This window comes from Priestia sp. P5, assembly GCF_029522155.1.
GTDB lineage: Bacteria > Bacillota > Bacilli > Bacillales > Bacillaceae_H > Priestia > Priestia megaterium_E.
The window spans coordinates 109109-122810 of the sequence record NZ_JAKWFJ010000003.1 but is presented as its reverse complement, the minus strand read 5'-3'; the positions used below and the strand labels follow the sequence as shown (position 1 = coordinate 122810).

At 39.1% G+C, this 13702-nt stretch carries 12 protein-coding genes; all 12 read left to right on the top strand.

Annotation, left to right across the window (positions count from 1 at the left end):
• Positions 1 to 99 precede the first annotated feature (99 nt).
• The 12 genes from rpoN (at position 100) to smpB (ending at position 13609) form a co-directional block, all read left to right on the top strand.
• The gene (gene rpoN, locus MMB69_RS22195) at positions 100 to 1410 is read left to right on the top strand and encodes an RNA polymerase factor sigma-54 (RefSeq protein ID WP_028409645.1); all 1311 of its coding nucleotides are present in this window, start codon (positions 100 to 102) and stop codon (positions 1408 to 1410) included.
• 12 nt (positions 1411 to 1422) lie between these two features.
• Entirely contained in the window at positions 1423 to 1671 is a 249-nt protein-coding gene (locus MMB69_RS22190) for a glutaredoxin family protein (RefSeq protein WP_221785827.1), read from the top strand.
• Positions 1672 to 1804: 133 nt separating this feature from the next.
• Positions 1805 to 2833, top strand: a complete 1029-nt coding sequence (locus tag MMB69_RS22185) for a sugar-binding transcriptional regulator (protein WP_221785826.1) — start codon at positions 1805 to 1807, stop codon at positions 2831 to 2833.
• A 46-nt stretch (positions 2834 to 2879) separates the two neighbouring features.
• Complete coding sequence (gene gap / locus MMB69_RS22180) at positions 2880 to 3887, top strand: type I glyceraldehyde-3-phosphate dehydrogenase (RefSeq protein WP_013059702.1); 1008 nt, start codon at positions 2880 to 2882, stop codon at positions 3885 to 3887.
• A gap of 309 nt (positions 3888 to 4196) precedes the next feature.
• A complete protein-coding gene (locus tag MMB69_RS22175) occupies positions 4197 to 5381 on the top strand; it encodes a phosphoglycerate kinase (protein WP_217028886.1) in 1185 nt (394 codons plus the stop codon).
• Between the two features lie 175 nt (positions 5382 to 5556).
• A complete protein-coding gene (gene tpiA, locus MMB69_RS22170; RefSeq protein ID WP_013085385.1) occupies positions 5557 to 6312 on the top strand; it encodes a triose-phosphate isomerase in 756 nt (251 codons plus the stop codon).
• Positions 6312 to 7844, top strand: a complete 1533-nt coding sequence (gene gpmI, locus MMB69_RS22165; RefSeq protein WP_116074735.1) for a 2,3-bisphosphoglycerate-independent phosphoglycerate mutase — start codon at positions 6312 to 6314, stop codon at positions 7842 to 7844. The genes tpiA and gpmI overlap by 1 nt, the downstream gene beginning before the upstream one ends.
• 24 nt (positions 7845 to 7868) lie before the next feature.
• Positions 7869 to 9164 carry a phosphopyruvate hydratase gene (eno, locus tag MMB69_RS22160; protein WP_221785825.1) on the top strand — a complete coding sequence of 432 codons (1296 nt, stop codon included), beginning with the start codon at positions 7869 to 7871 and terminating at the stop codon, positions 9162 to 9164.
• A gap of 209 nt (positions 9165 to 9373) precedes the next feature.
• Complete coding sequence (secG, locus tag MMB69_RS22155) at positions 9374 to 9607, top strand: preprotein translocase subunit SecG (RefSeq protein WP_014457843.1); 234 nt, start codon at positions 9374 to 9376, stop codon at positions 9605 to 9607.
• A 267-nt stretch (positions 9608 to 9874) separates the two neighbouring features.
• The gene (locus tag MMB69_RS22150; RefSeq protein WP_221785824.1) at positions 9875 to 10615 is read left to right on the top strand and encodes an alpha/beta hydrolase; all 741 of its coding nucleotides are present in this window, start codon (positions 9875 to 9877) and stop codon (positions 10613 to 10615) included.
• Positions 10616 to 10653: 38 nt separating this feature from the next.
• On the top strand, positions 10654 to 12996 hold the full coding sequence (gene rnr, locus MMB69_RS22145; RefSeq protein ID WP_221785823.1) for a ribonuclease R: 2343 nt from the start codon (positions 10654 to 10656) through the stop codon (positions 12994 to 12996).
• Between the two features lie 145 nt (positions 12997 to 13141).
• Positions 13142 to 13609, top strand: coding sequence for an SsrA-binding protein SmpB (smpB, locus tag MMB69_RS22140; RefSeq protein ID WP_013059694.1), 468 nt, complete (start codon positions 13142 to 13144; stop codon positions 13607 to 13609).
• Positions 13610 to 13702 lie beyond the last annotated feature (93 nt).

The window sequence follows — 13702 nt, the reverse complement described above, 5'->3', positions numbered from 1 at the left end:
GACGGAGATTTTTTGATGAAAAAATTACATATAAAAAATAGTTACATGCTCTTTGAAAGCGTTTTTATAGTAAAATAGATGAAGGGGAGGGGAGAAATAATGGAGATTGGATTATTTCAGCAGCAGTCGTTAAAGCTGACGATGTCAAAAGAATTATCACAAGCTATTTCTCTTTTACAATATTCATCGATGGATATTGTAGCGTTTTTACATGAGCAGGCGCTTCAAAATCCGCTTATAGATTTTTCAGAGCTGCCCGTCTATACATCTCACAATCAAAAAAATCATGCAACTTCTGATTCAACAGATTATATGAGCAGTATACCAGCTCCTAAAGAAACGCTGTACGAACATTTAATGAATCAATCCGCATTATTAAAGTTAGATGAATGTGAGCAGGCAGCCGTTGAGTTTGTTATTAATAGCCTGGATGATGCTGGCTATTTGCATGATGAGTTAATTATACTTGCTAACCAGCTTGGTCAAGATCAAGAGCAGGTTGAAAAGGCTCTCCAGCTTGTGCAGCAGATGGACCCGGCAGGAGTAGGGGCGAGAAGTTTACAAGAGTGCTTAATGCTTCAATTAAAAAGAAGTAATCAATGGACAGAAAAAATAGAGCAAATTTTGACACATCATTTTGAGGAATTTGCGTATAAAAAATGGATGAAAATCTCAAAGTTATGTCAAATCTCACTTGAAGCTCTTCAACAATTACATGAACAGATTAAGAAATTAAATCCTCGTCCTGGATCATTTTATATGAAGTCCAATGAACGATTCATTGTACCGGATTTTATTGTAAAAATTGAAGATGGAAATGTCGTTGCTTATGCAAATGAGGATTTGGAACCTCGCCTTTCAGTGAATGAACAATACAAACTTCAGCTGAAAAACAGGCAAAACCAAGAAATGTTTTCTTATTTACAAGAGAAATATCGTGAATTCCAATGGATTATGAAAAGTTTACACACACGCAAAGATACATTAAACGCATTAATGAATACCTTACTCGTTGAACAAGAAGCATTTTTTAAAAAGGGTCCTTCGTATTTGAAGCCCTTAACAATGAAGGAAGTAGCGGAACAAACGTCTGTGCATGAATCAACGATTAGTCGTGCTACTCGGCACAAATATATTCAAACGCCTTTTGGCACTTTTTCAATGAAATCTTTTTTCTCAACTAGTATTCAACTGGGCAACAACGAAGCGACTTCTACAACTCACGTAAAAGAACTGCTTAAAAAGCTAGTATCAGAAGAAAACAAACAGCGTCCGCTTTCAGATCAGCAGTTGGCTAACGTCTTGCAAAGCAATTATAACGTTACTATTTCAAGAAGAACGGTAGCCAAATACCGAGATCAATTAAACGTTTTACCATCCAGCCAACGAAAACTTTTTGTCACGCAGTAAAGGAGTGAGAATGTGGAAGTCGTACTGTATACCAAAAATAGCTGTCATTTATGCGATGATGCAAAGAAGCTGCTTGCAGAGATGCAGTCTGAGTTTCCCTTTCAGCTTATTGAACGAGACATTTACAAAAACGATGAGTGGCTGGAAAAGTATCACCTTGCGATTCCTGTAGTAGAAATGGACGGAGAAGAAGTGGAATATGGAAAAATAACAGGTATTCCATTAAGAAAACGCTTACTTTTAAAAATAGGCAACACATGAGTTGAATAAAGGATTCACTCCTGTTAGAATAGATTTTGTAGCAGGGTGAATTTTTTTTGCGCAAGGTGGGACATAATATGTCTATATGGGACAAAATATGTCCAGCAAGTTTATGCCTTAAGGGGATTTTAACATGCGTTCTTTAATAGAAGTACAACGAAAATTATTACCTGAACTTCTCTCAGTTATGCAAAAGCGCTATCAAATCTTGCAATACATACGTTTAATGCAGCCGATTGGCCGCAGAAACTTAGCTGTAAGCCTTGGGCTAACAGAGCGTGTGTTACGAAGCGAAGTAACATTCTTAAAAGAACAAGATTTGATTGACATTTACCCTAGTGGGATGACGCTTACAAACCAGGGAGAACTACTTCTAGCTGAATTAGAAGAAGTAATGAAGGAAGTTTCAGGACTTCGATTATTGGAAACAACATTAAAAGAGGCGTTTTCTTTATCAGAAGTTGTTGTTGTATCTGGAGATAGTGATCAGTCTCCTTGGGTCAAAAATGAAATGGGTCGAGCATCTGTTTCGTGTATCAAGGAGCGCCTTGTTGGTGAAAAAAATACCGTTGCTGTTACAGGTGGTACAACGCTTGCCGCCGTTGCCGAAATGATGACACCTGATTCAAAACACCCTGATGTACTTTTTGTACCTGCTCGCGGAGGGCTAGGTGAAAATGTACAAAACCAAGCAAACACGATTTGTGCTAAGATGGCTGAAAAGTCCATGAGTCACTATCGCTTGCTTCATGTTCCAGATCAGCTTAGTGATGAAGCATACCGATCCATTATCGGTGAGCCATCTATTAAAGACATGCTTCATTTAATCAAGTCTGCTGGTATGGTTGTTCACGGAATAGGAGACGCTATGACAATGGCAGAACGCCGTAAAACACCACAAGCTGACTTAGAAAAAGTGAAAAATGGACATGCTGTAGGTGAGGCATTTGGATACTATTTTAATCATCAAGGCGAAGTTGTTCATAAAGTTAAAACAGTTGGCATACAACTCGATGATTTAAAGAACAATAAATGTGTTATTGCTGTTGCAGGAGGTTCATCAAAAGCAAAGGCAATTAAAGCGTTTATGCAACAAGCGCATGATTCGATTCTCATTACAGATGAAGGCGCCGCAAAAGAGTTAGTAAGGGATTTTAATTAATCCCTCATATAAAAAAATACTTTTTACATTCAAGGAGGAAATACCCATGGCAGTAAAAATTGGTATTAACGGATTTGGTCGTATCGGCCGTAATGTATTCCGCGCAGCTTTAAAAAATGATAACGTTGAAGTAGTAGCAATCAACGACTTAACAGATGCTAACATGCTTGCTCACCTTTTAAAATATGATTCTGTACACGGAAAATTAGATGCAGAAGTAGTAGTAGATGGTAGCAACTTAGTAGTAAACGGTAAAACAATCGAAATCTCTGCTGAACGTGACCCAGCTCAATTATCTTGGGGCAAACAAGGCGTAGAAATCGTTGTTGAATCTACTGGATTCTTCACAAAACGCGCTGACGCTGCAAAACACTTAGAAGCAGGAGCTAAAAAAGTAATTATCTCTGCTCCAGCATCTGATGAAGACATCACAATCGTAATGGGTGTTAACGAAGACAAATACGATGCAGCTAACCACAACGTAATTTCAAATGCTTCTTGTACAACTAACTGCTTAGCGCCATTTGCTAAAGTGTTAAACGACAAGTTCGGTCTTAAACGCGGAATGATGACAACAGTTCACTCTTACACAAACGACCAACAAATCTTAGACTTACCACACAAAGATTACCGTCGTGCTCGTGCAGCTGCTGAAAACATCATCCCAACTTCAACTGGTGCTGCTAAAGCTGTATCTCTAGTATTACCTGAATTAAAAGGTAAATTAAACGGTGGAGCTATGCGTGTTCCAACTCCAAACGTTTCTTTAGTAGACTTAGTTGCTGAACTTGATAAAGAAGTAACTGTTGAAGATGTAAACAACGCTCTTAAAGAAGCTGCTGAAGGCGATCTTAAAGGTATCCTTGGTTACAGCGAAGAGCCACTAGTATCTGGTGACTACAACGGTAACATCAACTCTTCTACAATCGATGCATTATCTACAATGGTAATGGAAGGTAACATGGTTAAAGTTATCTCTTGGTACGATAACGAGAGCGGATATTCTAACCGTGTAGTAGACCTTGCTCAATACATCGCTGCTAAAGGACTATAAGAATAACTTAAAATTCGCTTCTATTTGATTCAATAAGACAGAAATCGACTAGACTTTCCTTTTTTATTGGATATCTGAAAATAGAACGACTATAATAAGACTTGCTAAGGAAGAGAGGGGCATACCCCCTCTTCCTTGATTTATGTATTGGCTTCTACATGAAAAAGCGTCATAAACAGCTAACTTGAGTTTCACTTTATATAGAAAGGCGCCAATATATAAAATGAAATGTACGTTGGTCTGTGGATTGATGATTACATAGAAGCCTACTTGCTTAGTACCATAAATACTTAAGGAGGCCTTTTAACGATGAACAAAAAAACGTTGAAAGACATCGATGTAAAAGGAAAGCGAGTATTTTGTCGCGTAGACTTTAACGTACCAATGAAAGACGGAAAAGTAACAGACGAAACTCGTATTCGTGCAGCTGTTCCTACTATTCAATATTTAGTAGAACAAGGTGCAAAAGTAATTTTAGCTAGCCATCTTGGACGTCCAAAAGGCGAAGTTGTTGAAGAATTACGTCTAAATGCTGTTGCAGAACGTTTACAAGCTCTTCTTGGTAAAGACGTTGCAAAAGCTGACGAAGCTTTTGGTGAAGAAGTAAAGAAAACAATCGACGGCATGAGCGAAGGCGATGTTTTAGTACTTGAAAACGTACGTTTTTACCCAGGCGAAGAGAAAAACGATCCTGAATTAGCAAAAGCGTTTGCTGAATTAGCAGATGTATACGTAAACGATGCATTCGGTGCAGCTCACCGTGCGCATGCTTCAACAGAAGGAATTGCTCAACACATTCCAGCAGTAGCAGGTTTCTTAATGGAAAAAGAGCTTGATGTGCTTTCAAAAGCATTATCGAACCCAGAACGTCCATTTACTGCAATCGTTGGTGGAGCAAAAGTTAAAGACAAAATCGGTGTAATTGACCACTTGCTTGATAAAGTAGATAACTTAATCATCGGTGGAGGACTTTCTTACACATTTATTAAGGCACTAGGCCATGAAGTAGGTAAATCACTTCTTGAAGAAGACAAGATTGAACTTGCAAAATCTTTCATGGAAAAAGCTAAGAAAAACGGAGTAAACTTCTACATGCCAGTGGACGTGGTAGTAGCAGATGACTTCTCAAATGATGCTAATACTCAAGTTGTATCAATTGAAGATATTCCAAGCGATTGGGAAGGCTTAGACGCAGGACCGAAAACGCGTGAAATCTATGCTGACGTAATCAAAAACTCTAAGTTAGTTATTTGGAATGGACCAATGGGTGTATTTGAATTAGACGCATTTGCTAACGGAACAAAAGCAGTAGCTGAAGCTTTAGCAGAAGCAACTGACACATATTCAGTAATCGGCGGAGGAGATTCTGCAGCAGCTGTTGAAAAATTCAACCTAGCTGATAAAATGAGCCATATTTCTACAGGTGGCGGTGCGTCACTAGAGTTTATGGAAGGTAAAGAACTTCCAGGCGTAGTTGCACTAAACGATAAGTAAGTTTATGTTTCAGTAAGACGGAGGACCGACCTGACGACTGATAATATAAATAATTATCAAGCAGCGAAGAAGGATGACCAAGAGATAAAAGGGACCGAATCACTTTTAACAGCACCCTCTTGGACATCTAACGCGTGAAGTGAAAACCCACAATAAACAAAGGACGGTGTTACACATGCGTAAACCAATTATTGCAGGAAACTGGAAAATGAACAAAGTACTTTCTGAAGCAACTAGCTTTGTTGAAGAAGTAAAAGGAGCAGTACCATCTCCTGAAAGCGTAGATTCAGTAGTATGTGCACCTGCACTATTTTTAGATCGTCTAGTAGAAGCGACTAAAGGCACAGACTTAAAAATTGGTGCACAAAACATGCACTTTGAAGAAAACGGTGCGTTCACTGGAGAAGTGAGCCCTGTTGCATTAGCAGACTTAGGTGTGAACTACGTAATTTTAGGACACTCTGAACGTCGTGAAATGTTTGCCGAAACGGACGAAACAGTAAACCAAAAAACAATTGCTGCATTCAAACACGGTTTAACACCAATCGTTTGCTGCGGTGAAACAAACGAAGAGTACGAACAAGATCAAACAAAAACAGTTGTAGCTAATCAAGTACAAAAAGCATTAGCTGGTCTAACTGATGAGCAAGTAAAACAAACGGTTATCGCATATGAGCCAATCTGGGCAATCGGTACAGGTAAATCTTCAACTGCTGAAGGTGCAAACGAAGTTTGTGCATACATCCGTAGCGTTGTTGCAGAACAATTCTCTCAAGATGTTGCAGATGCTGTACGTATTCAATACGGCGGTAGCGTAAAACCTGCTAATATTAAAGAATATATGTCTCAATCAGACATTGACGGAGCTTTAGTAGGTGGAGCAAGCTTAGAAGCAGATTCTTTCTTACAGCTTTTGGAGGCTGGTAAGTAATGAGTAAAAAGCCAGTAGCATTAATCATCTTAGATGGTTTTGCATTACGCGATGAAGATAAAGGTAATGCGGTAACACATGCAAAAAAACCAAACTTCGACCGTTTCTGGAACGAGTATCCTCATGCTACACTTCAGGCGTCTGGAGAAGCTGTAGGCTTACCAGAAGGCCAAATGGGTAACTCTGAAGTAGGTCACTTAAACATCGGCGCAGGCCGAATTGTGTACCAAAGCTTAACTCGTGTAAACGTAGCAATTCGTGAAGGCGAGTTTGAACAAAACGAAACGCTTCTAGCAGCTGTAAAGCACGCAAAAGAAAAGGGTACAAACCTTCATCTTTTCGGGCTTTTATCTGATGGCGGTGTACACAGTCATATTGAACATCTTTATGCATTATTGCGTCTAGCTAAGAGTGAAGGCTTAGAAAAAGTCTACATTCATGGCTTCTTAGATGGTCGTGACGTAGCACCTCAATCTGCTGAAACGTATTTAAAAGAACTTAATGAAAAAATTGAAGAGTACGGCGTTGGTGAAATTGCAACACTTTCAGGACGTTACTACTCAATGGACCGCGACAAACGCTGGGAGCGCGTAGAGAAATCATACCGCGCAATGGTGTACGGTGAAGGTCCATCATATACAAGCGCTGAAGAGTGCGTAAAAGATTCATATGAAAATGGAATCTATGACGAATTCGTTTTACCTTCTGTTATTACAAAAGAAGACGGATCGCCAGTTGCGACAATTCAAGACGAAGATGCAGTCATTTTCTACAACTTCCGTCCGGATCGCGCAATTCAAATTTCAAATACGTTCGCAAACGAAGATTTCCGCTCATTTGATCGCGGTGAGAAACATCCGAAAAACTTACATTTTGTATGTCTAACTCACTTCAGCGAAACAGTTGACGGATATGTAGCCTTTAAGCCAATTAACTTAGATAATACGCTTGGTGAAGTATTATCTCAAAATAACTTAAAGCAGCTTCGTATTGCTGAAACGGAAAAATATCCTCACGTAACGTTCTTTATGAGCGGTGGACGTGAAGCAGAGTTTCCTGGTGAAACACGTATCTTAATCGATTCACCAAAAGTAGCAACATATGACTTGAAACCTGAGATGAGTGCTTATGAAGTGACGGACGCGTTGCTTGCAGAAATCGAAGGCGATAAGCAGGACGCTATTTTATTAAACTTTGCAAACCCTGATATGGTAGGTCATTCAGGTATGTTAGAACCAACGGTAAAAGCAATTGAAACAGTAGATGAGTGCTTAGGCAAAATTGTAGATGCAATTTTAGCTAAAGGCGGTACAGCAATTATCACAGCAGACCATGGTAATGCTGATGAAGTGATTACACTTGAAGGTAATCCAATGACGGCTCATACAACGAATCCTGTTCCAGTAATTGTAACAAAACAAGGCTTAGAGCTTCGTGAAGACGGTATTCTAGGGGATCTAGCTCCTACAATGCTTACTCTTCTAGATGTAGCACAGCCAAAAGAAATGACAGGTAAAACATTAATTAAATAATTAATTATAAAGGAGAGTTTTAAAATGCCAACAATTCTTGACATTTATGCACGCGAAGTATTAGATTCTCGCGGTAACCCAACAGTTGAAGTGGAAGTATATACTGAATCAGGCGCTTTCGGACGCGCAATCGTACCAAGTGGTGCTTCTACTGGTGAACACGAAGCAGTAGAATTACGCGATGGTGACAAATCTCGCTACCTAGGTAAAGGTGTATTAAAAGCAGTAGAAAACGTAAACGAAATTATCGCTCCTGAATTAGTAGGTATGGACGCAACTGATCAAATCGGTATCGACCGCCTTATGATTGAGCTAGATGGTACGGAAAACAAAGGTAAATTAGGTGCTAACGCTATCCTTGGTGTATCTATGGCAGTAGCTCACGCAGCGGCTGACTTCGTAGGTCTTCCATTATACCGTTATCTTGGTGGATTCAACGCGAAGCAATTACCAACTCCAATGATGAACATCATCAACGGTGGTTCTCATGCTGATAACAACGTTGACTTCCAAGAGTTCATGATTTTACCTGTAGGAGCTCCTACATTCAAAGAAGCAATCCGTATGGGTGCTGAAGTATTCCACGCGTTAAAATCTGTTTTATCTGCAAAAGGCTTAAACACAGCTGTAGGTGACGAAGGTGGATTCGCTCCAAACCTTGGTTCTAACCGTGAAGCATTAGAAGTAATTGTTGAAGCAATCGAAAAAGCTGGCTACAAAGCTGGTCAAGACATCCAATTAGGTATGGACGTTGCTTCTTCTGAATTCTTCAACAAAGAAACTGGTAAATATGACTTAGCAGGCGAAGGCCGTACAGGCGTAACTTCTGCTGAAATGGTAGATTTCTACGAGCAGTTAGTTAACGAATTCCCAATCGTTTCAATCGAAGACGGATTAGACGAAAATGACTGGGATGGTCACAAGCTATTAACTGAGCGCATTGGCGGCAAAGTACAGCTTGTTGGTGACGATCTATTCGTAACAAACACGAAAAAACTTGCTCAAGGTATCGAACAAGGCGTAGGTAACTCTATCCTTATCAAAGTTAACCAAATCGGTACATTAACTGAAACGTTCGAAGCTATCGAAATGGCTAAACGTGCTGGTTACACAGCAGTAGTTTCTCACCGTTCTGGTGAAACTGAAGATGCAACAATCGCTGATATCGCTGTTGCAACAAACGCTGGTCAAATCAAAACTGGTTCTATGAGCCGTACAGATCGTATTGCGAAATACAACCAATTACTACGTATCGAAGACGAGCTAGGTGTTCTAGCTGTATACGATGGCGCTAAATCTTTCTACAACTTAAAAAAATAAGTTGAAAGTATAAAGAAACGGATGACGATTGTCATCCGTTTTTTTACGTTAAAATCCGGTGTATTTCACTGCCATTACTTGTACGAGAGGGTTTTTTATGATAAATTAACTTTAGCGTAGTGCGCGTACTTTATCCCCGGTAATGCCAATCAGAAGGGATGAAGAAACCCCGCTGATTGACTATTACTTGGTGTAGGAGGTGTGTCTTAGTGCATACATTGCTGATTACTTTGCTAGTGATTGTTTCAATTGCTTTGATTGTTGTGGTAGTTTTACAATCAAGTAAAACTACTGGATTATCTGGAGCTATTTCCGGTGGAGCTGAAACGTTATTTGGGAAACAAAAAGCACGTGGAATTGACTTAGTTTTACACCGTTTGACAGTAGTGTTATCTATCTTATTCTTTGCGTTAACACTTGCTGTATCTTATTTCAAACTTTAATATGTTACTGGATAGACTGCCACCTAATGCATATGTACTTGGTGTATACCAACTTATGTATTAGGTGGTTTTTTAATGGGCGTGTTGAATACTTTAATTTCATTTTTAAGTAATGATATAATATAGCTTTAGAAAAAAGTACTAAATATAGTATAAAAGCGTAAAAGTGGATGGCTCCATCTCTTGTTATGTGATGGCCGTCACATAAATACATGTTTTTTTCTATTAGGACTGCAGATATTATAACTAAAAGGAGTTAAATGATATATGAAAATTGCACAACCAAAGCCATTTACATTTGAAGGCGGCGAAAAAGCTGTTTTATTACTTCATGGTTTTACCGGAAATTCTGCTGATGTTCGTATGTTAGGTCGTTTTTTAGAGAAAAAAGGATACACATGCCACGCACCTCATTACAAAGGACATGGCGTAGCGCCTGAAGAACTTGTTCATACTGGTCCAAAAGATTGGTGGAAAGATGTCATGGACGGCTATGATTTTTTGAAAAGCAAAGGTCATGAAAGTATTGCCGCTGTAGGTCTTTCACTAGGTGGCGTATTTTCACTGAAATTAGGTTACACTGTACCTATAAAGGGTATTGTGCCTATGTGCGCCCCTATGTATATAAAGAGTGAAGAAGTCATGTATGAAGGTGTTTTAGCGTATGCACGCGAATATAAAAAGCGTGAAGGTAAATCGTCTGAACAGATTGAACAAGAAATGGAAGAATTCAAGCAAACACCAATGAACACATTAAAGTCTTTACAGGAATTAATCGCTGAAGTGCGAAATTCAGTAGATATGATTTATGCACCGACATTTGTTGTACAAGGTCGTCATGATCATATGATTAATACAGACAGCGCCAATATTATTTATAATAGCGTCGAGTCTCCTACAAAAGATATAAAATGGTACGAAGAATCTGGTCATACCATTACCTTTGATAAAGAGCGTGATCAGCTTCATGAGGATGTATATGCATTTTTGGAATCACTTGATTGGTGATAGAGATAATACGAATAAAGAAAAAGGAGGGACATGATGTGAAAGAAGAAAATCAGCCCTATATAAATGAAATATTGGATTTTATGAAAAGGGATAATTATAAACCTTTGACTGTCCAAGAGCTTGCAAAAGAATTCAACACTGAGGATGCAGAGTCATTCAAAGAGTTTGTAAAGGCACTTGTTATTATGGAAGAGAAGGGTTTAATTATCCGAGCAAGAAACGATCGCTACGGGCTGCCGGAACAAATGAATTTTGTCAAAGGGAAAGTAAGCGGACATGCAAAAGGGTTTGCGTTCGTAGTTCCTGAAGAAAAAGATGCGGGTGATGTATTTATTCCCCCTACCGAAACAAACAATGCTATGCACGGAGATATTGTGCTTGCAAGAGTGTCATCAGAATCATCAGGTGCTCGTCGTGAAGGAACCATTGTAAAAATCTTAGAACGAGGTACTCAGCAAATTGTAGGTACGTATACGCAAAGCAAAAATTTTGGCTTTGTGATTGCGGATGACAAAAAAATTGCAGGTGATATCTTTATTCCCAAATCAGCAAGAAACGGTGCAGTTGAAGGGCATAAAGTAGTAGTAGAACTGACAACCTATCCGGAAGGCCGCATGAATGCAGAAGGAAAAGTGGTTCAAATCCTTGGACATAAAAACGATCCCGGGATCGATATCATTTCTGTTATCCATAAGCACGGTCTTCCTCAAGAATTTCCTGCTGATGCTTTAACACAAGCAATTGATACACCTGAAACGATTGACGAAAAAGATATCGGCAACCGCCGTGATCTTCGTGATCAAGTCATTGTAACCATTGACGGAGCAGATGCAAAAGATTTGGATGACGCGGTAACAGTTACAGAGCTTGAAAATGGAAACTACAAATTAGGCGTCCATATTGCAGATGTAAGTCACTACGTTAAAGAAGGTTCTCCGATTGATATAGAAGCAGCAGAGCGCGGAACAAGCGTCTATTTAGTAGACCGAGTTATTCCGATGATTCCTCACCGTTTATCTAATGGAATTTGCTCATTAAATCCAAAAGTTAACCGTTTTACGCTTTCTTGTGAGATGGAAATCGATTCACAGGGTGAAGTAGTGAAACATGAGATTTTTGAAAGTGTCATCAAAACGACAGAACGAATGACGTATTCAGACGTTAACAAAATCTTAGTGGATAAAGACGAAGAAGTGTTAGAACGCTACGAGCCAATTGTTCCGATGTTTGAGCGTATGGAAAAGCTGGCAGCTATTCTTCGTAAAAAGAGAATGGATCGCGGTGCCATTGATTTTGATTTCAAAGAAGCAAAAGTATTAGTAGACGATGATGGCCATCCTCACGATGTTATTTTGCGTGAACGTTCGGTTGCTGAAAAGCTAATCGAAGAATTTATGCTAGCGGCGAATGAAACAGTAGCAGAGCATTTTCACTGGATGAACGTACCATTCATTTATCGTATTCATGAAGATCCAGATGCAGAGAAGCTTACTCGTTTCTTAGAGTTCATTACAAACTTTGGTTACACGGTGAAAGGAACAGGAAACGATATTCATCCGCGTGCACTGCAGGATATTTTAGAAGAAGTAAAAGGTACGCCTGAAGAGATGGTTATTTCAACTGTTATGCTTCGTTCGATGAAACAAGCGAAATATGAAGCAGAAAGTTTAGGTCACTTTGGTTTATCAGCTGAGTTCTATACGCATTTTACGTCTCCAATCCGTCGTTATCCGGATTTAATCGTTCATCGTCTCATTCGCACGTATTTAATTGAAGGAAAAACAGATCAGCAAACGCAAGAAAAATGGCGCGAGCTTCTGCCTGATGTTGCTGAGCATTCTTCTAATATGGAACGTCGTTCAGTTGACGCTGAGCGGGAAACGGACGATATGAAAAAAGCTGAGTTTATGGCTGATAAAGTTGGGGAAGTATTTAATGGTATTATTAGCTCTGTTACTAACTTTGGAATGTTCGTGGAGCTAGAAAATACGATTGAAGGTTTAGTTCACGTCAGTGACTTAACAGATGACTATTATCGTTACGACGAACGTCACTATGCGATGATTGGAGAAAAAACGGGCAATGTCTTCCGAATTGGAGACGAAATTGAAGTGAAAGTTGCCGATGTGAATAAAGACGAGCGTTCAGTTGACTTTATTATTGTAGGAATGAAAGAAAGTCGCAAACGCTTATCTAAAGACCGTCCTAAAGTGATTAAAGCAAAACAAAAGTCACGCAAAGATGACAAAGGAAAAGGTCGTGAGGGCAGCCGAAGCAAAAATGAAGAGTGGTCTACTCAAAGTCCAAAGAAGAAAAAGAAAAAAAGATTCTTCGAGGGTGCCCCAAATGTTAAGCGCAAAAAGAAAAAGCGTAAATAATCGACAGCAGTGAAGCAGAAGGATAGTCCTTCTGCTTCAAAACAGCTCCATTAAACGTTTTAGTTGTTGTTTAGATTTCCATACAGTAAAATAATACATAATATCATACATATACGTAAGTACGGCTGAAGGGAAGGAACGTTTTATGCCAAAAGGTGAAGGGAAATTAATTGCACAAAACAAAAAAGCCCGCCACGACTTTTTTATTGAAGAAACATATGAGACGGGTATTGTTCTACAAGGAACGGAAATCAAATCAATTCGTAATGGGCGTGTAAATTTAAAGGACTCTTTTGCTCGTGTGCAAAACGGAGAAGTATTTCTACACAATATGCACGTTAGTCCTTACGAACAAGGAAATCGATACAATCATGAGCCGTTGCGTACACGAAAGCTATTGCTGCATAAGCGTGAAATCAGCAAGCTAATTGGCTATTCAAAAGAAACGGGTTATTCACTAGTTCCTTTAAAAGTGTATTTAAAAAATGGATACGCAAAGGTTTTACTAGGTCTAGGTAAGGGTAAAAAGAAATATGACAAGCGTGAAGACTTGAAGCGAAAAGAAGCGAAGCGCGATATCGAACGAGCATTTCGTGATCGTCAAAAGATGTAACATTACAAAATCTTACAATTGCAAAATGCTCATTTTATGATATAATAAATATTGTTATCAGTTAGATTTCATTTTGCACACTGAAGTCGCTAT